A 23969-nucleotide genomic window follows, 5' to 3' on the forward strand; every position below is an offset into this window, starting at 1 on the left:
TCAACAGACCCTAATGTTAACCGTTATAAATAATACAGTGTCTATTTGCGCTATTTAATAATAAAACGAGGCTTGATAATACCGTCAAGCTTGCTATATGGAATGCTTAATACAGGCATGCCATAAGCATATGGACCGATAGAATAATGCTGATAGCGAATGTCGATACCTTCATCCGTCAGCGTTATATTATCACTCAATGTAAACGGCCAGTTTTTTTCATAACTACTGACATCGTCGTCCATCGTTTTAACCCACGTTTTATAAGCGTCGTGTGCAAGTGCTTCGAACTTTGATTTTTTACCTGATTGAAGCATATCATCAAGTTTAATTTGTTTTTTGGTGCTTAGATCAAACACTAAATACTCACTATAAGGCATGCCATGAGCACCACCAGTGAAGACATAGGAGTCAATTTCGAACAATTCAAAATCACTCACATGCCCCAGATACTCAGGTGTGACCATCAAGCTATAAGCCCATGAACTGCCTTCAGGAATATCTATAAATTGTGAACCAGCAAAGTCATCAATCGCTGTGTTTACCGCTGCCTGATTGCCTTTCGTTTTGATAGGCGCTGACTCAGTCGGTTTACTATTGACGACTAACGCATTGATACGCTCATTCGTCATATCATTTATCCAACGATGATTGGTATTCAAATATTTAATATCAATCTCTGGACAGTTATCACGCTCTACACATTGTGCTTGTATGTTTTCTGGCAACTCATAATTCAAATAATCGGTACTGCTAATGAGATTACCTGCATTTGCAGGCATAGCGACGACCCCTAGCAAAAAACCACTAGCCAATAGACCCATCAGACGTGCGTGACTCGCTTTCATCGATGAGCGCAGACATAATGATGAATGATTAATATTAAACGGATTCGTAGCGTTCATATAGCCTCTTTCATAAACATACAACATTGCTTAACATTCTACTGTAACAATAATGATGTATTGTAGGAACACTGTTTGTGTTTTAAGAAATTACCAGTTTTCAAGCGTTTATTACATAAATTATAGGTAATAAAAAAGACACGGCTAGCGTGTCTTTAGAGATAAATCATATCGTGGAATAATGGATTTTAATGCTCACGAGTATTACTAAAAGTGATTTCTGGATAGCGATCTTGCATCAACTGCAAGTTGACCCGTGACGGTGCGAGATACGTCAGATAGCCACCACCATCGAGTGATAACTGGTCATGGGCTTTCTTCTTAAACTTAGCCAGTGCCACTTCATCATCACAGTGAATCCAGCGAACTGTCGCGATTGAGACCGGTTCAAAGATACATTGGACCTTATACTCTTCTTTGAGACGATGCGCGACCACTTCAAACTGTAGTACACCAACTGCACCCAAGACTAAATCGTTGTTAATCTGCGGCATAAAGACCTGTGTTGCGCCCTCTTCACTTAACTGCTGAAGACCTTTTTGTAGCGCTTTAGATTTTAGCGGGTCTTTGAGTATCACACGGCGGAACAATTCAGGCGCAAAATGTGGAATACCGGTAAAGTTTAGCTCTTCACCTTCTGTGAAACTGTCACCGATTGAGATGGTTCCGTGGTTATGCAAGCCGATAATATCCCCTGGATAGGCTTCTTCTAACGCTTCACGGTCTCCTGCCAAAAAGGTCAAAGCATCAGCAATACGTACATCTTTACCCAAACGTACATGCTTTAGCTTCATACCTTTTTCATACTTGCCCGAGCAGACTCGTAAGAATGCAATACGGTCACGGTGACGCGGATCCATATTGGCCTGAATCTTAAAGACAAAACCACTAAAGTCGGTTTCAGTCGCGGCGACTTCACGCTCATTGGTTGGATGCGCTTTGGGTGGTGGTGCATATTTAACCAAAGTATCAAGTACCATATTGACACCAAAGTTACCCAGCGCTGTACCAAATAATACTGGCGTCATCTCGCCTGCCAAGAATGCTTCAACACTAAACTCTTCTAGCGCCATTTGTACCAGCTCAAGCGACTCTTCAAAGGCATCAAACATCAACGTCCCTAGACGCTCACGTATATCAGGATAATCATAACCTTCTCGGGTCTCAGAGACCGTCATCTTGCCGCCATTACCTTTTTGGTAAAAGTAGGTCTTGTTTTCAGTCAAGTGATACACACCCACGAAATCCTGTCCCATACCGATAGGCCAAGTCACTGGAATACATTTAATCTTTAGAACTGACTCGATTTCACTAAGCAGCTCAAGCGGCTCACGAATTTGACGATCGAGCTTGTTAACGAATGAGATAATCGGTGTGTCACGCATCCGGCACACATCCATCAGCTTGATGGTTCGCTCTTCGACACCTTTAGCTCCATCAACCATCATCAACGCACTATCTACAGCGGTCAAGGTTCGATAAGTATCTTCACTAAAGTCAGCGTGACCCGGTGTATCTAGTAGATTGACCATATGATCTTGATACGGAAACTGCATGACTGAGGTGGTAATAGAAATACCACGCTCTTGCTCCATACTCATCCAATCTGAGGTAGCATGGCGATCCGTCTTACGGCCTTTTACTTCGCCTACTACCTGAATCGCCTGCCCCCACAATAGCAGTTTTTCAGTCATGGTAGTTTTACCAGCATCGGGATGCGAGATAATGGCAAAGGTACGACGTTTGGCGACTTCTTTGTTTAGTTTCTTTGGATCTACGCTCATAATTTTTGGCTTCAACCTTAACTTCAAAAAGGCTGTCTTTAGACAGTAATCTGAATAAATAGAATAAATAATGGGCGTATTGTAGCGGATTTAGCGTCAAGGTGCAGAATTAGCATACAAAAAAACGTTCCCTAACAGTCAAATAGAGCCTGTTGGCGCAATTTTTGAATTAATAGTGACGTTCAATTTGCTCCATTAATAGATCTTCTGTCATTCACCAAACGAATAGCTGCTGCATCTATATTTTCAGCGAATACTAGGGCGTGTCCTCAATTCAATCGATAGTTATCTAAATGGGTTAAAAATGGCTAAATCTTGCCAAATGGCGTCAAATAGCTGACTAATATCTCGATATTATCTGCGCTATTTTCCTTGTTTGACTGCGATTTATCTCATTTTTATCACCATTTTTAAAATAAGGACACACCCTAGATCCAAAAATCTTCACTGAATCCTTTAATTACAAATACACAGTATATATTTACGACGGGGCTATACAGTTGACTTAATGGTTTGTTATGCTGAAGCTCGTATCAAAACGTACCCGTTAAATATAAAGTAACTATAAAAACTGACAACAAAAAAGGATGTGTTATGAAAACTCTATACTCTACCAAAGCAACTGTTACTGGCGGCCGCGCAGGTTCAGCCAGCTTGAGCGACAGCGATCTCACTATCAATATGGTAGCGCCAGGCTCAGGCAAAGATGGCAATAACCCAGAGCAGATGTTTGCGATAGGTTACAGCGCTTGCTTTGACGGTGCACTTGGTGCTGTCAAGCAAATGGAAAAAGCAAAGTTTGATTCAAAAACGTCAATTGAAGTAGACCTACTACAAGGCGAAGGTCCTGATTATAAGCTAGCAGCTAGAATCCATGTCATTGGTGAAAACACTGAATTGTCTGCTGATGAGTTCCAAAAGCTAGTAGAAAAAGCACATCAAGTATGCCCATACTCAAAAGCAACACGTGGCAACATCGATGTAGAATTAACTTCAGAAGTAAAATAATACAAGCTCGACGGTTAAGCAGCTTGATTGTTAAAGCTGTTTGACGGTTAGATAAGCTATGAAATAAGGAACTCAGTTCACGCTGGGTTCTTTTTTTATGGCCGAACCAATTGTCGTACCACGCGCATTATTTATATCAATAGGCAATTCAATAGGTGATATTGAACATCTCGTAACGGTTAAGCAGTTCGGCACACACTGATTTTATCGTTATAATAAGCACATATTTCTATCTAATAGCTGATAAGTGACCTTTATGACTGATCCTATGACCGACTCCATCACCGACAGTGACCACAACTCCCATCAAGCGATTGATCCTGCCGCATTACCAAACTTTGAAACCATGCCCAATGTAGCGACGATGGACACCAGTCACGTTGATAAAAACCAGCCACCTTTTATCTTGGTTGATGGCTCTTACTATCTGTTTCGCACTTATCATGCCTTACCAAAAACCATGCAAAACTCGCAAGGCCTGATAACCAATGCCATTCGTGGCACGCTCAATGCGCTGCTCAAGCTGATGCGCCGTTATCACCCTACGCATATGGCCGTCTGTTTCGATACTAAGTCACCGACTTTTCGTCACCATATGTCTGCTGATTATAAAGCGGCGCGTCCACCCATCGACGTAGAGCTAGTAGAGCAGATTCCTTATATCCATCGTTTGGTCACCGCGTTAGGTCTTCCCCTGTTGCGTATCGAAGGCGCAGAAGCCGATGATATCATCGGTACACTTGCCCATCGTGCTGTCGCTGAAGGTCATCATGTCGTCATCTCAACGGGTGACAAAGACATGATGCAACTGGTCAATGACTGCGTTATCTTAGAAGACAGCTTCACTGGTAAAGTTACGGACACCGAAGCCGTTATTGAAAAATTCGGTATTAACCCAAATCAGATGATTGATTTCTTGACGTTAATGGGTGATGCGTCAGATGGTATCAAAGGCGTGCCTGGTATCGGTAAAAAAACGGCAAAAGACCTACTCGTTGAGTATGGCGATATCGGCAATATGTTAAAGCATATTGGTTTCATCAAAGGTCGCGGTGCCAAAGGTTTGATTGAACACGCTGATGATATTCCGTTTAATAGAAAGCTAGCTACCATCGTGACAGACTTAGGTATCGGTCAAGATTGGAACGATCTAAAAATCAATACTGACCCTAGTGCCCACATAGACGAATTACGTGAATTGTATAATGAGCTTGAGTTTAGAAACGAGCTAGCGTCTCTCGATCATCCAAACCATCCAGCCAATGCTAATGGAAACGGCTCGCAGAGTGTTGCTCACAGTCAAGCGAATGCTGAATCACAAGCGCAAGTGGCCAAGTCGCTACAATCAAGCAGTATTGAAAATATCCAAGATAGCAAATCGCATGATAGAGCATGGCATACTGTGCTCGACGAGCCAGCTTTTGAGAGTCTGGTTAAGCTATTAGAGTCTGTACCGCATTTTGTCATTGATACTGAGACCACTAGCATCTATTGGCGTCAAGCTGAAATCGTCGGTCTCTCCTTTGCTGTGCAATCCCACGAAGCCTATTATATTCCGCTGACGCATCGTCTAGAAGGTGATGAACTAACCGCTAAACAGCTCGACCGTGACACCGTTTTGACACGCCTAAAGCCAATTTTGGAAAATTCAAACATCGGTAAAATCGGTCAACATCTAAAATACGATGCTCACATTCTCAGTCATTATGATATCGATTTGGTCGGTGCCATTCATGAACAACCCAACAACTGGGCCATGGATACCATGCTTGCCAGCTATGTGATTAATGCTGCCGCCACTCGTCACGGTATGGATGACTTGGCACGTCATTATCTACAGACGCAAACCATCAGCTATGAAGATGTCGCTGGCAAAGGCGCTAAGCAAGTCACCTTTGATCAAGTCGCTATTGATATCGCCAGTGACTACGCCTGTGAAGATGCCGATATTACTTACCAGTTATTTGAGGTATTTAGCGTCGAGATGGCAAACGATTCCAATAATGCCCAATTACTACATGAGTTAGAGATTCCGACGGCAGAGATACTGTGTCAAATGGAAGCGAACGGCATTCTTATCAAGCGTCCATTCTTAAACGAACTATCAAAACGCTTTGATGAAGAAATTATCGCGCTGGAAAAACAGGCCTATGAAATCGCTGGCGAAGAGTTCAATCTTGGCTCACCAAAGCAATTAGGTGAAATGCTGTTTGAAAAGCTTGGCGTCGCTGGTGGCAAGAAAACCAAATCAGGCCAGTACTCTACTGGCGAAGCGGTACTGTCAAAAATAGACCATCCATTGGTCGATATCACGTTGGAATATCGCAGCCTATCTAAGCTAAAGAGCACCTATACCGATGCGCTTGATAATGTGGCAGATAGCGAAACTGATCGTGTACACACTAGCTATCATCAAGCACTAACCAGCACTGGACGCTTGTCTTCGACTGATCCTAACTTGCAAAACATTCCCATTCGTACCGCGACTGGTCGATTAATTCGCCAAGCCTTTATCGCACCAGCAGGTCGCGTGATTCTCGCAGCGGATTATTCACAAATCGAGTTGCGTCTCATGGCGCATTTTTCAGGCGATAATAACTTAACGCATGCGTTTAACGAAGGTTTGGATATTCACGCTGCCACCGCTGCTGAAGTACTGGGTAAGGATGTCGCAGACGTTACCTCGACCGAGCGCCGTAATGCCAAAGCCATTAACTTTGGACTACTGTATGGCATGAGCGCCTTTGGACTTGCCAAGCAATTGCAAATGAGCCGCAATGAGGCGCAAGACTATATCAATATGTACTTTGATCGCTATCCGGGTGTGAAAAACTATATGATCAATACGCGTGCCAGCGCTCATGAGCAAGGCTATGTCGAGACGATATTAGGTCGTAAACTATATACGCCTGATATCACCCATAGCAACCGTATGGTCAAGCAAGGCGCTGAACGCGCGGCGATTAATGCGCCGCTTCAAGGCTCAGCAGCAGACTTAATCAAGCTTGCTATGATTGCCGTGGATAAGGTATTGCCAAAAGATCAAGCCAAGATGCTGCTACAAGTCCACGATGAATTGGTGTTCGAAGTCGATGCAGATAAAGTTGATGAGATTAGCCAGTTGATTACTGATGCGATGCAAGATGTATTGACAGTTACTGCGGTCGAAAAAGGCTGGAATGTAGACTTTGCAGTACCACTATTGGTTGAGACTGATAGTGGTCGGAATTGGGATGAGGCGCATTAATAGCTACAGCATAGAATTTATTCTACGTACGGTTGAACAGAAAAAGGCTAGGCATTTTGCTTAGCCTTTTTTACATTCGAAGACCTATTGAGTAATGCATTTATATTAGCAGTAGTCCTTTTCTTCATCATGAAAGATAAGCTCCCTTGCTATGCAACTATAAGTAAAAGTCATCGCTCGCCCCTCAGAAGTAGAACATTCCTAGCCACAATTTCCCTATAATTAACGACCTATGGCATAATACTTTTGTTGACCCCTTTTAGAGACCAAAACAATTGAAACCCTTCATGACGAAACCAGCAAACTTTAACACCTGTACCGTTTATATAATTGCCAGTTTAGGTTTATGCACGCCAGTATGGGCGGATGCTACGCCCACTACAGATTCAGAATCACTAGAATCTGTAAAGACGGAAACGGCTTCGCCATATCACGATAACAATCCTAATCGCGATGAAACCCTTAATCAACTTGGCTATCAACATACTGAAAAGTCTGCCGAGCAGCCTATTCAATTGGTACAAGAAGAGCAAGGCTGGACAGATGAACGCCGTGAAGACGTTCAAGACCAATTGCATGAATGGGCACATAAAATGGATGGCTGGTTTGGAGAACCCGATCCCAAAAAGCCTGCCAAAGCCAGCTTACGAGTCGTGCTAGATACACGCTGGGCTAATGACCCTAAAACAGGTAGCGATGTCACCGTTGAACCGAGGATTCGTGGTCGCTTACGCTTGCCTGTGCTAGAGAGACAACTAAGTCTGATTATTGGTGATGAAGAGCTGGATGAAGATACTTTTTTAAAACAAAGCACGACAGGCAATACTTATCAAGCAACCTCCAACAACCAAGATAGACTTATTAATACTAAAAAAACGCGAGAAGACAACGCCTCTATTGCCCTACGTTGGACACGTTTTAATGACGAGCTCGAAGATCAATTAGGTGTGAACACAGATGTCGATATCGGGATTCGTTCACTGGACGATCCTTATCTAAAAGTAAGTATCGATAAAGACTGGTATAAAAGTAAAAAACTAGAAGTCACTAGCGACAGTTTTTATCGCTATGGGCTTGATAGTGAGCACTATGTCAAAGGTGGATTAAATCTACAATATGGCGCAGATACCAATCGATTTATTAATAATAACACCACTATTCGCTATCGCAATCAAGACGAAGAAGAACGCAAAGACTGGGACAACGACCTTAGACAAGTGCATTATTTAGGCAATGAGAAACAGCTAGCCTACGGACTCTCTGCCAGTGGTTATTTTGAAAGTGACAAGTCAACCTTAAACAGTTATGGTCCTGCTATTAGTTATCGCCAACCCATTTGGCGCGAATGGCTATATATGCAGACAGAGCTAAATTACTATAACGATAAAACAGAAGATAAAGACCATTACCCTTCTGCCTTGCTGCGCATGGAAGCTTTGTTCTAACCCTACTACCAGTCAAGTTTTCTGAACCAAAATCAATAGCAACCATTGATAGCTATATTTACATTAAAGAGTATTAGGCTGCCTACATTAACAATGAATTATGACCGATTAGTTATATTAATTAACAACATGAGGTTGGATTTGGCGTTATAGTAGCGGCCTATTGAGTTATATATAGCCAAATAATTTTCATTCTGAAGTGAGCCCTTGGGCTCACTTTTTGTATTTTATGAATCAGGAGACCACCATTATCACTGAAAATAGTATTATCGAAATTGGTGAAGCCATTATCTTAACTTTATGTTTGCTACGCTGCTTACAATATTCAGTGCAAAGCCGCGTCCTACAGGGTCGCCATTTTTGGCTTGCCTCCGTTTTAGTTTTCTTCAGTGTTATTCGCAGAGAGCTGAGTTATTTGTCTGATTTATTAGTGCCAGAAGATTTTATGCTGCTCGGCTATTCTTACGACTGGTGGGAAGACAGGGTATTACTGGTCATCATTGTGGCGACGCTTATATTGCTAGTTCGTGCGCGCCATTATTTTTGGAGTGTTCTGAAAAATGTCCCAAAATCGTTATATCTGGGTGTTGCTGTATTAGCGGTGCTGCAGTACATGGGTGAAAACGCGATTATGTTCCCACATGAGTTTGGCGAGGTCGTCGAAGAGCTGTCAGAGAACGTTATCTATATGATTGCGCTGATTTACTTGTGGCGATTCAAATTATCGACGTTTGACAACCTACCAAGCAATCAGCAAAAATTCACTGTGCTAAATCGACAATAACGGTAGATGATGATTCTCAATTTGTGATGCAATTAAACTCTATTAGAAGTCATCACGATATAGTTCTCATCATGTAAGTATTATCATGTAAGTATTATCATGTAAGTATTATCATGTAAGTATTATCATGTAAGTATTATCATGTAAGTATTATCATGTAAGTATTATCATGTAAGTATTGTCATGTAAGTATTGCCATATGTCCATCGCAAAGTGTCAAATCAGTACTGCTGTAGTGTTTGAGCCATAGTTTGCTATACTGAAATGCAAACACCAAAAACAATGACAATTGTGGCCATCATGTTAGTGTTGTCGCTCAGTATTGACGTCTGGCATTAACCTTTAATTTACAGCATCTGAATAACTATTGAGTGAATGACTATGAACATATTGATTACAGGCGCATCACGAGGCATTGGTCTGGCAACAGCAAAAAAGCTGGCGGCAAAAGGCCATAATGTTGGGCTATTTGCTACTAACACCACTACGCTTGAACAGGCGATTACCGATAAAGCATTTAAAAAATCGCTCAAACAAAAGCGTGTGATAACGGGTCAGCTTGATGTTACTCAGCCTGACTCATGGGACAATACTATTACTCAGATGATTGATAGTTTTGGCAGTATCGATGCGTTGGTTAATAATGCTGGCGTACTGGTCACTGGCGCATTACCGACGACTAACCTAGATGACCAACTGGCTCTCATTGACGTCAACTGTAAAGGCGTACTCATTGGCTGTCATAAGCTGGCACCTTATTTAGCCGATAATAAAAACGGCAAAATCATTAATGTATCGTCTGCGTCTGCTATTTATGGTCAGCCTGAAGTTGCGAATTACTCTGCCAGCAAGTTCTTTGTACGAGGTCTCACCGAAGGACTTAATATTGAATATGAAAAGTTGGGCATCAAGGTTATCGACGTTATGCCGCTATGGGTCAAATCTGACATGACCGCGGACATCGAAGTGACCAGTATTGATCGCCTGGGCATCAATCTAGACGTCAATGATGTCGCAAAAACCCTATGCAAACTCACCACGAGTCCTAATCGCAAGCTTAGAAGCACGCACTACTCTGTCGGCCTGCCAGCTAAGTTATTTCAGACACTAGCACAAGTGGCCCCTGACTCATTGATACGTTGGGTAAATACTAAAGTGGGTGCATAGTAGCTTATTAAGCTAGCAACACTACGCTCATTAAAGTATAAAAAATGGCTACCGAATTTCGGTGGCCTTTTTGCTTTTCTCTCGAATTATAATCGCCTGCTGAATAGTTTTGTTATCAAAATAATTATCTTTTATCACCGTATCCTTCACTGCTCCGGCTGTACTCTCTTCGCGAACTTCTGAACCAATGCTAATAGGCATATTCACCGTAGCAGCAAACTTATTGTCACTAATTAGCGTACCGTCGTCTTCAACAATAATGCCTTGATCAACATTCTCAAAACGGTTATTTATGACTTTGTTGTTTTTAGCACTGTCTAAATGGTAACTGGCAAATGGTGTCTGCTTAATCAAATAAGCACCACACTGAAAACCTTTGAGATTGCGTGACTGCCTTGATGCCACCCAAACTCCAACAGGCTCGTCTGTAAAAGTGTTACTACGGATGATATTGTCTCGGCTAGACTCAGTCCGCTTAAAGTGATTACTACGTACCGGATCATTGGCATGCTCAAAGCAATTGCGATACAGCAATATGCTGCCTGCGCCATTATGAACAAACTGATTGTGCTCAATACGGTTGTTGGCAGAAGAATCAAGTGCAATAGCCTCACGATTGGGCTTGAACGTGCGAAAACCATTACCAATAAAGACTGAGTTAATAATTACGTTATCACGGCTGCCAAACTCCAGATATAAGCCAACTGTGCCAGCATTCTGAACTCGAATGCGATCAAAAGTAACAGCATGAACGTGATCACCTACAAACATGCCACTGTTACGACTATTGATACTACTCACATTAGTGATATGAATATCACGTGGCGCTAGAACACGATTGGCAGATGGGTCTGTAAAATTGCGCGCATAACGTTGATTAGGGTTGCTGTATTGGCGAATGTGCAGCGCATGTCCATAACCATCAACATGGCAGTTAGCGACGGAAATATCTTCGATAGCAGCATCTGTTTTAGGCTTGATTGTGATAGCGCTAGCATTCGATTCATCATCAACCATTGTGCTTAGTCTTGCGCCCTGACAGTCTAACGAGCTATGTGAGCTATCGAGTACAAAACGTACAGACTTACTGTCCAAGTCGCAATTTTGACTCAGCACACTATGACCACTAACTTCTATAGTCTGACCCTTTGTAAGCGACTGGCATTCTATTATGTTTGTGGGTGCATAGTAGCTTATTAAGCTAGCAACACTACGCTCATTAAAGTATAAAAAATAGCTACCGAATTTCGGTGGCCATTTTGCTTACTAGGGCGTGTCCTCATTTTATAAATTGCGCCTTACATTTTTTGAACATCCTGTGACACCTTAATACTATCAGTGATACCCATAACGCGTCACACTGATCATGATAAATAAGACAAATCACAATGATCAATAATAATAAGGAAAGCATTATGGATAACGTTAAAAGCCCATTATCAGAAGCAATGGATCATATAGAAGGCGATACCAGTATCAATGATAACAGCCAAGAAATTGATTTAGACAATCCGATGTTGCATACCACCGACAACGATGATGTGATTGATAACAGTGTAGGGTTTAATAACTCCGAAGCAGGAAGTGGTGCGACCCAAGGACTGACACCTGTACATCGTCAAAATATTGATGAGTCGCGTGTCGATGAGATTTTGGTTCAGGACAACCTTGATGACAGCGATTATCCAGATGCGATGGATATCGCTGATAGAGAAGCGGCTGAACGTAGCAACGATGATGATTTTTAGCAATTAATACGGCTGTTGATACAACACTTTGGTCAAAAAAAAGCACGCTTAATATAATTAAGCGTGCTTTTTTGTCGATCATGAAATAGATTAGATTTTGCTAAAAACCATTTTTACTAAACATAACTTACGCCGCTGATAATGGCTGATCGGTCCACACATCGCGGTAGCTGACATAACTGGCAATCATCAACCACGGTATTGCAACAACAATCCCGAATCCTAGCGTTAATCTTAAAAATATAGGTAAGGCAATCAAGATAATGAGGGAATATAGTATGGCTGGTAACATATTTGCCAAACACCCCTTTAAGCTATGCTTCATGGCGCTTTTTGGGCCTAAGTCGTGCATAACAATGAGTGCGGGCGCAAAAAACATCGCCATAAACAACAGTACAAGCAATACCAATGACACTAGCGCACTAAACACTAGCGCTTGCACAGGAAAATTTTGATATTGAATGGTTTCAATGTCAATTAAAGACACCAAAGACACGCCACCAAAAAAAATAATGAGGGGTATTAAGACGATAACTACACCGACTACGAACAAAACATTCAAAATAATAAGCGGCAATAAATGAATTTTGAACTTTGACCAAAGCGCAGAGAAGTCTAAATCTTCGTTTTGGAACTGGGCGGCACAAATGAGCGTAATCACCGCACTCGCGATGACGCTTGTGATACCAAAAATATGCTCAATAACGGGAATATAAATACTTATAAAAGTGACAATAAGAAACACAATGCCAATCACTAGCCAAAACCCAAAATAATCTTTAAAAATGCGCAAAGGCATTATAAGCCAACGGGCACCCCAAGATATTTTGCAAAACCGAGGGGCTTCCAATAACTGTGGAGATACTGTGTTGTATTCATCCATTGGCGGTAAGTTCGGTGGTTGGCCGTTAGGTTTTTGCAATGATATAGGGTTCAGTGAATCGTTAAAGCTAGACATGCTTATCCTCAAAAATAAAGTGGTACAAATATAAAATTAAGCAAATATATAAAAATAGCAAAGAGCACAAAACAAAAATCTGCTTGGCACATTGTTACATACCAGTAACAAAAAATCTCAACTTTATTCTATTGATATGATACATACAAAAAAATACCGAACATTATGTCCGGTATTTTTTTATTATTTATAACAATTATTAGATATAGACGTCACACTCAGCGATTAAGCCCAACCATCCAACGTGCCTGCCCAACCTTTAACCAATGGCGCGCTAAGTGCTTCAAGCAAATCAATATGCGCATCGTCAAGATTCAAGGCTGGAATATAATGATATTCTTGCCCGCCCGCATGGAGAAAGTTTTCACGATTTTCAATCGCCAGCTCTTCTAGTGTCTCTAAGCAATCCGCTGAAAATGCCGGACTAATCACTTGTACCGAGCGCACGCCAGACTTGCCCCAATCTTCTAATACGACATCAGTATACGGCTTGACCCATTCTTGCTTACCGAAGCGCGATTGGAAACTGATAATCCATTCATCTTCTGTTAGACCAAGCGCATGAGCGACTTGTGCTGCAGTACATTTACAACGCTTAGGATAGGGATCACCCTTGTCAGCATAGGGCTGTGGAATACCATGAAAGCTAAACATTAACTTTTCAGGCTTGCCATGTACCGCTTGAAAGCGACGAATCGAATCTGCCAATGCTTGGATATAAAGTGGATGCGCGAAGTAATCTTTGACAATCGTGTAGTTCGGCAAGTTACGTTGCTTCAGTGTCCACTTCGTCAATGCATCATAGACTGCGCCGCCTGAAGAAGCTGAATACTGCGGAAACAATGGCAAGATAACAAAATGATCAACCCCTTCACCACGTAGCGCGTCCATGACATCAGGCAAACCAGGATTGCCATAACTCATCGCAGGATGCACAGACACGCGAAATGGCGCAGCAGTATCTGCTAGCCGTGGCTCTAACATCTCAACTTGGCTTTTTAATATCTTACGAATTGGCGAGTCGCCTTCCCAGATGCTTGCGTATGCCTTTGCCACACGTTTAGGGCGGCTAGGTAATACAAACAAGTTGAGAATAATCGCCCATAAAAATTTAGGAATCTCAATCACACGCGGGTCTGACAAAAACTGTTTTAGGTAACGACGTACAGCAGGTGCTGTTGGCTCATCTGGAGTACCTAGGTTCACTAATAGGACGGCAATACGTGGTGGCAGTTTAGGTTTCATAGCAGCACTATTTTATTAGGTTAATTAAAAAGAAATCAGGTAAAAGATTATTAAGTCATTATTAAATAAATGCCTCATCAGTGTAGCATTTTATCCATTAATAACGCAGGGTAAAAGCGCACTTATACAATTTGATACTCAGTTGCTATTTGTTTATTATCCACTTATTACGCACCTATAGTTGATTCAGCTTAAAAGAGAGATAAGGCAACCGAGTGCGAAAGACCTAGATCGAAGGTTGTACTCATATGCGCATCGCCATACAATAGGCAGGCGCGTTATAAACACAGTGTAGGTAAGACGGTATCGGCACAATAGTCTGTCGATGTGTTGCCATTTTTATTTTATTGATGATTGTTGTCTTGCGAGGTAGCTTTGAACGCACGCCCTGATAATACCAGTGACCAGTTCCCCATAGATACATCCGATTCAATTGACTCAACCAGTGCAGCTGGCACGGTGGGCTCAGTCGGAATCGTCACGCCCCAGATTTTTCATTTCGCTGAGCCATTGACCTTAGAGTGTAATCGCACCTTGCCCTCATTCGACTTAATAATCGAGACTTACGGCACGCTCAATAGCGATAAATCAAACGCCATACTTATCTGCCATGCCTTATCTGGTAGCCATCATGCGGCAGGATTGCATAGTGCCGATGATAAAAAGGCGGGCTGGTGGGATAATATGATTGGCCCTAATAAAGCCATCGATACCAATCGATTTTATGTGGTCTGCGTGAACAACATCGGCAGCTGTTTTGGCTCGACAGGTCCAACGACGCTTAATCCTGATAGCATCAGAGCAGATGACGAAAGCACTGGCAATGAACCGCCGGTTTATGGCCCTGACTTTCCACTCGTCACGATTAAAGACTGGGTAAAAACGCAAGCCATGCTCTCAGATCGTCTCGGCATTGACGTATGGCACGCCATCGTTGGCGGATCCATGGGCGGCATGCAAGCACTACAGTGGTCGGTTGATTATCCAGAGAGACTCAAACGCTGTGTCGTCATTGCTAGTACGCCAAAGCTCTCTGCACAGAATATCGCCTTTAATGAAGTAGCACGTCAGTCTATATTGTCTGACCCTGACTTCAAAGATGGTCGCTACTTACAAGCAGGCACCTACCCTCGTCGCGGGCTGATATTGGCGCGCATGGTTGGCCATATTACCTATTTGACCGATGATGCAATGAAGGCGAAATTTGGTCGTGATCTAAAATCCGGCAAGTTTATGTATGGCTACGATGTTGAATTCCAAGTCGAAAGCTATTTACGCTATCAAGGCGAACGTTTTAGCGAAAACTTTGATGCCAATACTTATTTGCTCATGACTAAAGCCTTAGATTATTTTGATCCGACGCGTGACTATCCAATACAAGGTCACCCAACACGTGACTGCCCATCAGTTGCAGCAACAGATACGATAGAGTCCACAGAATCAGCAGTACAACTTGAAGACTCAATCGCGGCTTCCGTCGAATCTAGTAAGAACAGTACGCAAGTTGAGCTAGAAGATGCAGTAGCGACGATTGAAGATATTGAATCTGATCGTCAGCAAGAGCTGTCTGCACTCAAAGCGGCCTTTGCTCATACTCAATGCCAATACCTAGTGGTCTCATTTACTACTGATTGGCGCTTTGCACCGGAGCGCTCACAAGAGATTGTCGATGCACTGATGGCGACTGGCAAACCCGTCAACTATATCAATGTTGATGCGCCGCATGGCCATGATTCTTTCTTATTCGATATTCCACGTTATATGGGTGCGGTTAGAGGGTTTTTAACTGCACCGTTTATTTCTGGCAAAAGTACTGCCACAGGAGACCGCTCATGAGAATGGATCATCAATTGGCTGAGCGTTGGATTGCCCCGCATTCGCATGTATTAGATTTAGGCTGTGGTAATGGCGAATTACTCGCTCATCTCCAACAAAATCGCGGCGTGACTGGCTACGGACTTGAGATTGACGAAGAAAAAATCAACGATGGCATCGCAAAAGGCTTGTCTATTATCGAGCAAGACCTCAATGATGGTCTGGCTCGCTTCGCTGATAACAGTTTTGACACCGTCGTCATGGCCCGTGCGCTGCAAGCAGTGAAATCACCTGATGTGCTATTGCTTGATATGCTACGTGTTGCCCGCGAAGCCGTCATCACCTTCCCTAACTTTGCCCATTGGCAAAACCGCTTGCATCTAGGGCTGAAAGGCATGATGCCTGTATCAGAAGCGCTACCTTACGAGTGGTACAACACGCCAAACATTCATCTGTGTACGTTTAAAGATTTTGAGCAGCTCTGTGCCAAGCATGACATTCATATCGTCAATCGCTTTGCCGTCAGTGATTCTGAAAAAGGCCATACGCCACTGATGAAAGCATTGATTCGACAAGCTCCTAACCTGTTAGCAGACGTCGCAATTTACAGAGTGACTAAACGTACATCAGATTAATATTATCGATGCAGATGTTTGATTCTTAGCCTAAAAATATTGATATCTGAGTAACTGTATGATTTTGTTACAAAGAATATTGGGTAAATTACCGTTAACTTAGGTAATTAGTATTTGAGTTTCGTAAACTTGGGTGTTAAGCTAGCAAAATAATGTTGGCCACGCCCTAATTCCGACCGTTTATCGTGTCAATTAAGGTTAACCAACCCTCAAACATTAAATATATTGCTAATAATTAGGTCAGTTAGTCGCGCTGGATGCCCCCTAATTGTTATCACCGTCTAAACCTCTTTAGCGGTGCAACTCTTTTGCTTATTAACTGCCTAATTTTGGAGCTGCTATGAAATTATTAAAAGCTGCGTTGTTTACTGCATTGTTCTCTTGTGCAGGTCTTGCCAACGCTGAGTTAATATCAAACGTACCACTTGATACGTCACGTTTTGAGCTAATGCCAATCAGCGAGCTATCCAGTCGTGCTGCACAAGGCAATGATCACGCTCAGTTCTATTTAGCCAAGCGCTTACAGAAAGGTGAAGGTGTTGCACAAAACACTCAACAGGCCATTCAGTGGTATACCAAAGCAGCTCAGCAAGGTGTTGCTCCTGCTCAGTTGAATTTGGCTATCATGTATTTGCGTGGTGAAGGCGTACAGCCTAATCTACAACAAGCCCGTGGTTGGTTAGAAAAAGCCGCCATGCGTGGTGATAACCGTGCCAGCTATACGCTTGCTTTGTTAGATGAAAAGCAAAAGAATTTGGTCGATGCTTATAAATGGTATGACTTGGCTGCCCGTGATGGCATGCTAGATGAAAAAGTACGTAACAAAGCTCGCGGTAAAATTGGTCAGTTGGCATTGAACTTATCAAGCTCAGACATTGCTAGTGCCCGTAGCCAAGCAGATACGTGGTTCCAGAGTAAGTAACTCTATAGCTATTTATTTTAGCGAATAAAAAATCCAGCCTTTGAGCTGGATTTTTTGTGTTTGGATGATGATAAATATCTAAACTAACTGGCTTCTATAATGGCAATCTCATCATCGGTTAAGTCATATAATTGATAAACCATTTGATCTATCTCACGGTCGGTACGTTCAATTTCTGCTATGAATTGCTGTGCTTTGGTCTTCTCGGCTAAGAAATACTCTTCCCATTCGGCTTCATCACCCAAGCTCATTTTAATTTTCTTTTTACCCAGCTCTTTGATAAATTCTGCATAAGTCAGCTCATGCCAGCTTTCTAGCTTTTTACTTAATTTATCTATCTCAAATTTGCGCTGCAAGGTGCGGATAAACTTGCTTGTTAATTCCTGCAACTGCTCGTTTAGCGATAACATTAGATCGGCTTTCTCTGATAACAATAGCTGATTTTCCATGCTAGCTACTTTAGGCAGCGGAAAAGGTTCTAAAAATTTAGTTTTAAAAGTAAAATATCCACCTCTTAAAACATATCCTGTAGTCTTTAAAAAGAACCACATTATCGAAGAATTAAGTATAGTTAAATAATATTTATAACTTTCTAAATTATCTTCGTTCTTTACTAAGTAATAAACTTTAGTGTTATGAAACAATCCTTTTTCATCGAAAATCATATTCGTACCATATGATATTTCAGGAGTCATAATTTTTTCATTTTGAAAAGTCAATATATCTCTAGATCTATGCAAACTATACCAGTACTTCGGATTAGTCTTTTTTCTAATTTTTCTAGAAATCATCTCCTCTTTGAATTTAATCATGTAGTCAAAAACTAATGGAAAATTATTCTTAATGAAATCTTCTTCAAATGGAACTGTTTTCTTACCATTATGATAATGAAGATAGAGCATAAAATTATTGGAACTTGGACTACTATACTTTTTTATATCTTCACCCTTTGATACTGGCTTCATAACAATAGCTTCTAGCTTTACATTCTCTTGCAACTGTTCAGAATAGCCTTCAAAGTAATCACCTTTTATCTCACCAGATAAAATAAAAATGTCATCAACTCCAGAATCAATACCCGCTCCTATCGAGCTGAACACATCTTTCAGAAAGTAGTTCTCTTTAGACAGCTTGCTAATTAAGGTAGTTTTACTACGATCAATTAAATTCCAATTATTGCCATCTAAATCAGAATAATCAACGTCTTTGTATACTTTCTCATCGAATAGCTCTGTAGGACTAATATTTTTGAAACAGAGAGTGTTTTTTTGATCTAACGTTAAGTTGATTATACAAGTATAGGTAGATGCATCAGAAAACACTGATTCCTCTCCAAAATGTATTATGGAATGCACTAAACGTTTTTTAGCAAGAAAAGATCTTACACCATGACCTGCTTCTACAACTAAAAACTTATGAGGTAGAATGAAAGAAATAATCCCCTCATTGTTGATTATCTTTGAAGATTTTTCTATAAAAAGTGAATATATATCATATCGTCTAGTTGCACTTTCAAAATTCTTTTCATAATAAACTGTTTCATTTTGAAAATGTGATTTTAGACCTTGAACCCTCAAATAAGGTGGATTACCAATCACCACATCGAAGCCACCTTTTGCAAAGACTTGTGGGAACGCTGCTTGCCAATTAAAGGCTTTATCACCTGCGACTGCGGGATCATCGATTAGTGAGTTACCGCATTGGATATTATCATTCAGATTATTCAGCTTACGTCGTGGCTGCGCTGTCCGTAACCACAGTGACAGCTTAGCAATCTCGACGCTTTCTTCGTTGATATCGACACCGAACAAGTTGTTTTCTAAAATACTGTTTTCGATATCAGGATAAGCTAGACCACTACCGAATAACTTGGTCTCAAGCTCAACGATGTATTCATGTTCAGCGATTAAGAAGTTTAATGCTTCATTTAAAAACGCCCCACTACCACAAGCGGGATCACAAATCGTGATTTGTAATAACCAATCACGATAAGCATGTAGTCGATCTAACGCCTCCTTTTCCTCTGCAATTCTCTTATCCGTTTTCTTACGTTTCTTGCCACTCTTATTAAGAGTAACGTCTAGTTGGTAGTCCTCTTCATTTAAAGCAAGCACTACCTTTCTATCTTCACATAACTTGCCGACCGTATTTTCAACAATATATTTGGTAATGTACTTCGGGGTATAAAATACCCCGTCTTTTTTACGTTTGGTCTGAGATTTATCTACCACCTCACCTGTCAGCTGCGCCTTTACCTCATCAAGCTCTGATAATGAGTTTTCAAAGATATGACCTAAGATATTGACGTCTACCTCACTATCGAAGTCATATTCTGACAATGTGAGAATATGGCTGCGTAGTATTTCATCACTGATAATAACGCTATCGAGCAAGCTATCTGTGCGGAACAGTCCACCGTTGTAGGCGAATATCTCGCTATACTCATCTTTATGGCCTTTATCCAAATAACCAAAGTAAGCTTTGACCCTATCGTACAAAGGCACAGTCATTTTTAGCGATTTCCACTGCTCCCATTCGCTGATGATTCCCTTTGCAAAGTTGGCAGGCAGCAGATGACTGTCCTCAGCGAAGAAAATAAATAGTAGCCGATCGAGTAATTTTTGTGACTTTTGAAATAATATTAATGCATCGATATCAGGATTGTTAGCAGTCAAGTCAGCGAATAGCTCACGCTTAAATACTGAGTAATCTTTATAGAGCTGCTTAGTTATCGCCTCTTCTTGCGATAGAGATGCCGACTTTAGCTTGGCAGGCAAATCATCCATGATGCCATCACGATGCAGTAGCAAATATAGTAATGCGAAATCGTCTTGGGTCAAGGTGAACAGATTGAACTCAATGAACTCGACCGCATTATCGATATATAAGCGCAGCTTTTGAAAGTTAGACGTAATGACATAGCGGCACTTTGGCTGATTATTTTTATAACCAAAGGCTTGCTGCTCAATTTTGCTAAGGTCTGTGGTATTCATACCTTTTAGCTCAATCACGCCAATAGCATGACCGTCTTTGAGTATCGCACCATCTGCTTTTTTACTGCCCGTTTGGTTTTTGAATTCTGTCGTTATGTCATAGCTAGGATTAGGATTTAGCGTGTAACCAAAGACATCGACAAATAAGTCACGCAAAAAGCCCTCTTGATACTGCTCTTCTTTACTTAGACGGATGTTGTCTTGTTTAGATAAGTTTAAAAAACAACGGCTGTAAGTCTGCCATGCTGCCTCTAATTGAGTGTTATCAAGTTCACGGACATATTTTTCGATAATGATAGATTGGAATAGAGACATACGAGCGCCTTTACAATAAAATAATGAGCAAACGTCTACTATAGCAAGCTACACTCATTAGATAAATGTCTAAAAACTATTACTGCTTAAAGCAGATCACTTAATGAGTTATGTATACGCTTAACGATGCTATTAACTTTTAAAATATTCAAAACCCATCTAAAATTTGCTACACTACGCGCGCATTATTTAATTCCACAATTAGACTAGTGTTATTACCCATTTTAACTGACAAAGTCTATTTCAAATGAATGCGATATAAGGAATCCGAGCGCAGATTGTACCCAAAGTACATCAAGCGAGGATGACACAACAGCGTGTTTGTTTGAACCAGACTGTTAACCCAACGCACTAGGTTTACGACCTAGCCAGCAGGAGAAAAACATGAGTACCACTCACAGCCCTACTACAACTGACAACAAATCAGCGCCTGCTTACGATAGCGTGACCAATAATATTGTCGTTGCCGCACTTTATAAGTTCACTCGCTTTAGTGATTTTGAGCAATACCGTGAGCCAATCTTAAATACCATGCTCGATAACGACGTCAAAGGCACTTTGTTAATTGCCGCTGAAGGTATTAACGGTACGATTTCTGGCACGCGTCAAAGTATTGATACTGTCCTTGACTATCTGCGTAGTATTGAAGCGATTGGCACGTTTACCTTTAAAGAATCGTATACCAATGAGCAGCCATTCTATCGCACCAAAGTGAAGCTCAAAAAAGAAATCGTCACTATGGGCGTCGAAAACATTGATCCTTTGCAATCGGTCGGCCGCTATGTAAAACCAAGCGATTGGAATGCACTAATCTCTGATCCTGATGTCATTCTGATCGATACTCGTAACGATTACGAAGTACAAATCGGTACCTTTAAAAATGCTGTCAATCCAAATACTGAGACCTTCCGTGAGTTCCCAGAATACGTGGCAAAAGAGATGGATCCGGCTAAGCATAAAAAAGTAGCCATGTTTTGCACAGGTGGTATCCGCTGTGAAAAATCTACCGCCTATATGCGTGAACAAGGGTTTGAAGAGGTTTATCATCTAGAAGGCGGTATCTTAAAATATCTAGAAGAAGTGCCTGCTAGCGACTCTATGTGGGAAGGTGATTGCTTTGTCTTTGACAACCGTGTATCGGTCAATCACAACTTAGAAAAAGGCAGCTACGAGCAATGTTTCGCATGCCGCATGCCTATTACTCAGGAAGAGATGCAAAGCAGTGCTTACATTAAAGGCGAGTCATGCCCGCATTGTATCGATAAAGCGACTGACGAACAAAAGGCGCGCTTTCGTGAACGTGAACACCAAATGCAATTGGCCAAAAAACGTGGTGAAACGCATATCGGCAGCGACGTAATAGATGTGATAGAGAAACGCAAAGCCGCTAAGGTTGAAGCACAACGATTAGCTGATGCAGCAAATCAAGCCAAAAAGAGATAACCAGTTTTACTTTAGGCTAGACAAAAAAGAGAGTGCTCAATTAAATGAGCACTCTCTTTTTTTATGACAATTATCAGTGCTTATCGCAACAATCAACGCTGATATAATTGATCCAATTTAAAAGTGGTACAAGGCAACCGAGTGCAGATGTATATGCAATACTTCAAGCGAGGTTAACGCTGTAACGCTTTTATAGTGGATTGACTATACTAGAATAAGATACGTACGCGGATCGTTTCTTCTACGTCTTTTAGCTGATCTAAAGCGGCACTTGAATCGTTATAATCCACATCCATCACCAGATAACCAACATCACCTTCGGTCATTAAGCTTTGCGCTAGAATGTTGATATGCGCTTCAGCGAACAGACGGTTGATTTGTGATAATACGCCCGGTACGTTTTTGTGAATGTGCAGCAGACGATGCGAATTTTCTTTGAACGGAACAGATACTTCTGGGAAGTTAACAGCTGTCGCCGTATCACCTTGATCAGAATATCGAACAAATTTATCCGCTACTTCTAACCCAATATTAGCCTGTGCTTCTTGCGTTGAGCCACCGATGTGCGGCGTCAGGATAACATTGTCAAACTTACGTAGTGGTGATTCGAACTCTTCGTCAGCAGATTTTGGCTCTTTCGGGAACACGTCAATCGCGGCGCCCAATACTTTACCAGACTCTAGCACAGCGGCTAAGTCATCAATCTCTACGCAAGTACCGCGTGCGGCATTGATGAAGTAGCTGCCTTCTTTCATTTGTGCGAACTGCTCAGCTTTCATCATATAGCGCGTGCTTGGTACATCAGGCACATGCAATGTCACGATGTCGGCAGTTGATAATAACTCTTCTAAGTTACTTACTTGCACGGCATTACCTAGTGGCAATTTGGTCACTGCATCATGATAAATGACTTTCATGCCGAAGCTTTCTGCCAATACTGACAGTTGTGAGCCGATAGAGCCGTAACCAACGATACCGATGGTTTTGCCACGTACTTCATGTGAGTTGGTCGCAGACTTGCCCCAGCCGCCACGATGTACGGTGGCGTTCTTTTCAGGGATACCACGATACAGCATAATAGCTTCAGCCAATACCAGTTCAGCCACCGAGCGGGTGTTTGAGTATGGCGCGTTAAAGACAGGGATACCTAGGTCGCGAGCTGCTTCCAAATCTACTTGGTTGGTACCGATACAGAAGCACCCAATACCAATCAGTTTGTGTGCATGCTCAAGCACTTCACGTGTCAGCTGAGTACGCGAGCGGATACCAATGAAGTGGGCATCTTTAATTTTTTCAATGAGCTCATCTTGATCTAAAGCTTGGCTGATATTTTCGATGTTATGATAGCCAGCGCCTTCCAATACTTTTAGAGCATTGGCATGTAGACCTTCAAGCAATAAAAACCGGATTTTGTCTTTTTGTAGTGATAACGCCATGTGGGAACTGTCCTATAATTGTCTTATAAAATTATCTGCGCGATAATCTATGATGGATGAAACGAAAACAGTCTAGATATCTTACACAAAATTCGACGCCGATGTTAGCAGATTAGATG

17 protein-coding genes are annotated in these 23969 nt (G+C 41.7%); 10 read left to right on the top strand and 7 right to left on the bottom strand.

Annotation, left to right across the window (positions count from 1 at the left end; all coding sequences use genetic code 11):
- Positions 1 to 50: 50 nt before the first annotated feature.
- Positions 51 to 905 (bottom strand): RsiV family protein, encoded by an 855-nt coding sequence (locus tag JMW61_RS01815; RefSeq protein WP_201548931.1) that lies wholly within the window; start codon positions 903 to 905, stop codon positions 51 to 53.
- A gap of 188 nt (positions 906 to 1093) precedes the next feature.
- Entirely contained in the window at positions 1094 to 2689 is a 1596-nt protein-coding gene (locus JMW61_RS01820) for a peptide chain release factor 3 (RefSeq protein ID WP_194195869.1), read from the bottom strand.
- A gap of 594 nt (positions 2690 to 3283) precedes the next feature.
- On the opposite strand from JMW61_RS01820, the gene JMW61_RS01825 reads away from it, so the two are divergent.
- The 5 genes from JMW61_RS01825 (at position 3284) to JMW61_RS01845 (ending at position 10340) form a co-directional block, all read left to right on the top strand.
- Positions 3284 to 3697 carry an organic hydroperoxide resistance protein gene (locus JMW61_RS01825; protein ID WP_201548934.1) on the top strand — a complete coding sequence of 138 codons (414 nt, stop codon included), beginning with the start codon at positions 3284 to 3286 and terminating at the stop codon, positions 3695 to 3697.
- 256 nt (positions 3698 to 3953) lie between these two features.
- Positions 3954 to 6944 (top strand): DNA polymerase I, encoded by a 2991-nt coding sequence (gene polA / locus JMW61_RS01830; protein WP_406947799.1) that lies wholly within the window; start codon positions 3954 to 3956, stop codon positions 6942 to 6944.
- Positions 6945 to 7231: 287 nt separating this feature from the next.
- Positions 7232 to 8389 (top strand): hypothetical protein, encoded by a 1158-nt coding sequence (locus JMW61_RS01835; protein ID WP_201548936.1) that lies wholly within the window; start codon positions 7232 to 7234, stop codon positions 8387 to 8389.
- Positions 8390 to 8618: 229 nt separating this feature from the next.
- Positions 8619 to 9173 (top strand): hypothetical protein, encoded by a 555-nt coding sequence (locus JMW61_RS01840; protein ID WP_227687333.1) that lies wholly within the window; start codon positions 8619 to 8621, stop codon positions 9171 to 9173.
- 381 nt (positions 9174 to 9554) lie between these two features.
- Positions 9555 to 10340, top strand: a complete 786-nt coding sequence (locus tag JMW61_RS01845; protein ID WP_201548944.1) for an SDR family NAD(P)-dependent oxidoreductase — start codon at positions 9555 to 9557, stop codon at positions 10338 to 10340.
- A gap of 48 nt (positions 10341 to 10388) precedes the next feature.
- On the opposite strand, the gene JMW61_RS01850 is transcribed toward JMW61_RS01845, so the two are convergent.
- Positions 10389 to 11456: a right-handed parallel beta-helix repeat-containing protein gene (locus JMW61_RS01850; protein WP_201548946.1), complete on the bottom strand. Its 1068-nt coding sequence runs from the start codon at positions 11454 to 11456 to the stop codon at positions 10389 to 10391.
- Positions 11457 to 11755: 299 nt separating this feature from the next.
- On the opposite strand from JMW61_RS01850, the gene JMW61_RS01855 reads away from it, so the two are divergent.
- Positions 11756 to 12088 carry a hypothetical protein gene (locus JMW61_RS01855; protein WP_201548948.1) on the top strand — a complete coding sequence of 111 codons (333 nt, stop codon included), beginning with the start codon at positions 11756 to 11758 and terminating at the stop codon, positions 12086 to 12088.
- A 127-nt stretch (positions 12089 to 12215) separates the two neighbouring features.
- Here the strand turns inward: JMW61_RS01855 and JMW61_RS01860 are convergent, their stop codons facing one another.
- Both JMW61_RS01860 and hemH read right to left on the bottom strand, forming a co-directional pair.
- On the bottom strand, positions 12216 to 13046 hold the full coding sequence (locus tag JMW61_RS01860) for a BPSS1780 family membrane protein (RefSeq protein WP_201548950.1): 831 nt from the start codon (positions 13044 to 13046) through the stop codon (positions 12216 to 12218).
- Positions 13047 to 13271: 225 nt separating this feature from the next.
- Positions 13272 to 14291 (bottom strand): ferrochelatase, encoded by a 1020-nt coding sequence (gene hemH / locus JMW61_RS01865; RefSeq protein WP_201548952.1) that lies wholly within the window; start codon positions 14289 to 14291, stop codon positions 13272 to 13274.
- A gap of 459 nt (positions 14292 to 14750) precedes the next feature.
- On the opposite strand from hemH, the gene metX reads away from it, so the two are divergent.
- The 3 genes from metX to JMW61_RS01880 all read left to right on the top strand — a co-directional run bounded on the left by metX (position 14751) and on the right by JMW61_RS01880 (position 17663).
- A complete protein-coding gene (metX, locus tag JMW61_RS01870; protein ID WP_227687402.1) occupies positions 14751 to 16127 on the top strand; it encodes a homoserine O-acetyltransferase MetX in 1377 nt (458 codons plus the stop codon).
- On the top strand, positions 16124 to 16741 hold the full coding sequence (gene metW / locus JMW61_RS01875; RefSeq protein WP_110921706.1) for a methionine biosynthesis protein MetW: 618 nt from the start codon (positions 16124 to 16126) through the stop codon (positions 16739 to 16741). Before metX ends, metW begins: the two co-directional genes overlap by 4 nt.
- 340 nt (positions 16742 to 17081) lie before the next feature.
- Positions 17082 to 17663 carry a tetratricopeptide repeat protein gene (locus JMW61_RS01880; protein ID WP_201548955.1) on the top strand — a complete coding sequence of 194 codons (582 nt, stop codon included), beginning with the start codon at positions 17082 to 17084 and terminating at the stop codon, positions 17661 to 17663.
- 83 nt (positions 17664 to 17746) lie between these two features.
- Here JMW61_RS01880 and JMW61_RS01885 read toward each other — a convergent pair whose 3' ends face one another.
- Complete coding sequence (locus JMW61_RS01885) at positions 17747 to 20971, bottom strand: Eco57I restriction-modification methylase domain-containing protein (RefSeq protein WP_201548963.1); 3225 nt, start codon at positions 20969 to 20971, stop codon at positions 17747 to 17749.
- A 384-nt stretch (positions 20972 to 21355) separates the two neighbouring features.
- On the opposite strand from JMW61_RS01885, the gene trhO reads away from it, so the two are divergent.
- Positions 21356 to 22414 (top strand): oxygen-dependent tRNA uridine(34) hydroxylase TrhO, encoded by a 1059-nt coding sequence (trhO, locus tag JMW61_RS01890; protein WP_201548965.1) that lies wholly within the window; start codon positions 21356 to 21358, stop codon positions 22412 to 22414.
- Between the two features lie 209 nt (positions 22415 to 22623).
- Here the strand turns inward: trhO and serA are convergent, their stop codons facing one another.
- Complete coding sequence (gene serA, locus JMW61_RS01895) at positions 22624 to 23850, bottom strand: phosphoglycerate dehydrogenase (protein WP_197215919.1); 1227 nt, start codon at positions 23848 to 23850, stop codon at positions 22624 to 22626.
- Positions 23851 to 23969: the final 119 nt, after the last annotated feature.

This window comes from Psychrobacter fjordensis, assembly GCF_904845995.1.
GTDB classification, from domain to species: domain Bacteria; phylum Pseudomonadota; class Gammaproteobacteria; order Pseudomonadales; family Moraxellaceae; genus Psychrobacter; species Psychrobacter fjordensis.

What these genes read in the sequence shown, in the direction of transcription:
- JMW61_RS01835 (WP_201548936.1), top strand. Translation starts at nt 7,232, where the DNA reads ATGACGAAACCAGCAAACTTTAACACCTGTACCGTTTATATAATTGCC.
- JMW61_RS01845 (WP_201548944.1), top strand. Translation starts at nt 9,555, where the DNA reads ATGAACATATTGATTACAGGCGCATCACGAGGCATTGGTCTGGCAACA.
- JMW61_RS01860 (WP_201548950.1), bottom strand. Translation starts at nt 13,046, where the DNA reads ATGTCTAGCTTTAACGATTCACTGAACCCTATATCATTGCAAAAACCT.
- serA (WP_197215919.1), bottom strand. Translation starts at nt 23,850, where the DNA reads ATGGCGTTATCACTACAAAAAGACAAAATCCGGTTTTTATTGCTTGAA.
- JMW61_RS01885 (WP_201548963.1), bottom strand. Translation starts at nt 20,971, where the DNA reads ATGTCTCTATTCCAATCTATCATTATCGAAAAATATGTCCGTGAACTT.
- JMW61_RS01820 (WP_194195869.1), bottom strand. Translation starts at nt 2,689, where the DNA reads ATGAGCGTAGATCCAAAGAAACTAAACAAAGAAGTCGCCAAACGTCGT.
- JMW61_RS01855 (WP_201548948.1), top strand. Translation starts at nt 11,756, where the DNA reads ATGGATAACGTTAAAAGCCCATTATCAGAAGCAATGGATCATATAGAA.
- JMW61_RS01840 (WP_227687333.1), top strand. Translation starts at nt 8,619, where the DNA reads ATGAATCAGGAGACCACCATTATCACTGAAAATAGTATTATCGAAATT.
- JMW61_RS01815 (WP_201548931.1), bottom strand. Translation starts at nt 905, where the DNA reads ATGAACGCTACGAATCCGTTTAATATTAATCATTCATCATTATGTCTG.
- trhO (WP_201548965.1), top strand. Translation starts at nt 21,356, where the DNA reads ATGAGTACCACTCACAGCCCTACTACAACTGACAACAAATCAGCGCCT.
- hemH (WP_201548952.1), bottom strand. Translation starts at nt 14,291, where the DNA reads ATGAAACCTAAACTGCCACCACGTATTGCCGTCCTATTAGTGAACCTA.
- polA (WP_406947799.1), top strand. Translation starts at nt 3,954, where the DNA reads ATGACTGATCCTATGACCGACTCCATCACCGACAGTGACCACAACTCC.
- metW (WP_110921706.1), top strand. Translation starts at nt 16,124, where the DNA reads ATGAGAATGGATCATCAATTGGCTGAGCGTTGGATTGCCCCGCATTCG.
- JMW61_RS01880 (WP_201548955.1), top strand. Translation starts at nt 17,082, where the DNA reads ATGAAATTATTAAAAGCTGCGTTGTTTACTGCATTGTTCTCTTGTGCA.
- JMW61_RS01825 (WP_201548934.1), top strand. Translation starts at nt 3,284, where the DNA reads ATGAAAACTCTATACTCTACCAAAGCAACTGTTACTGGCGGCCGCGCA.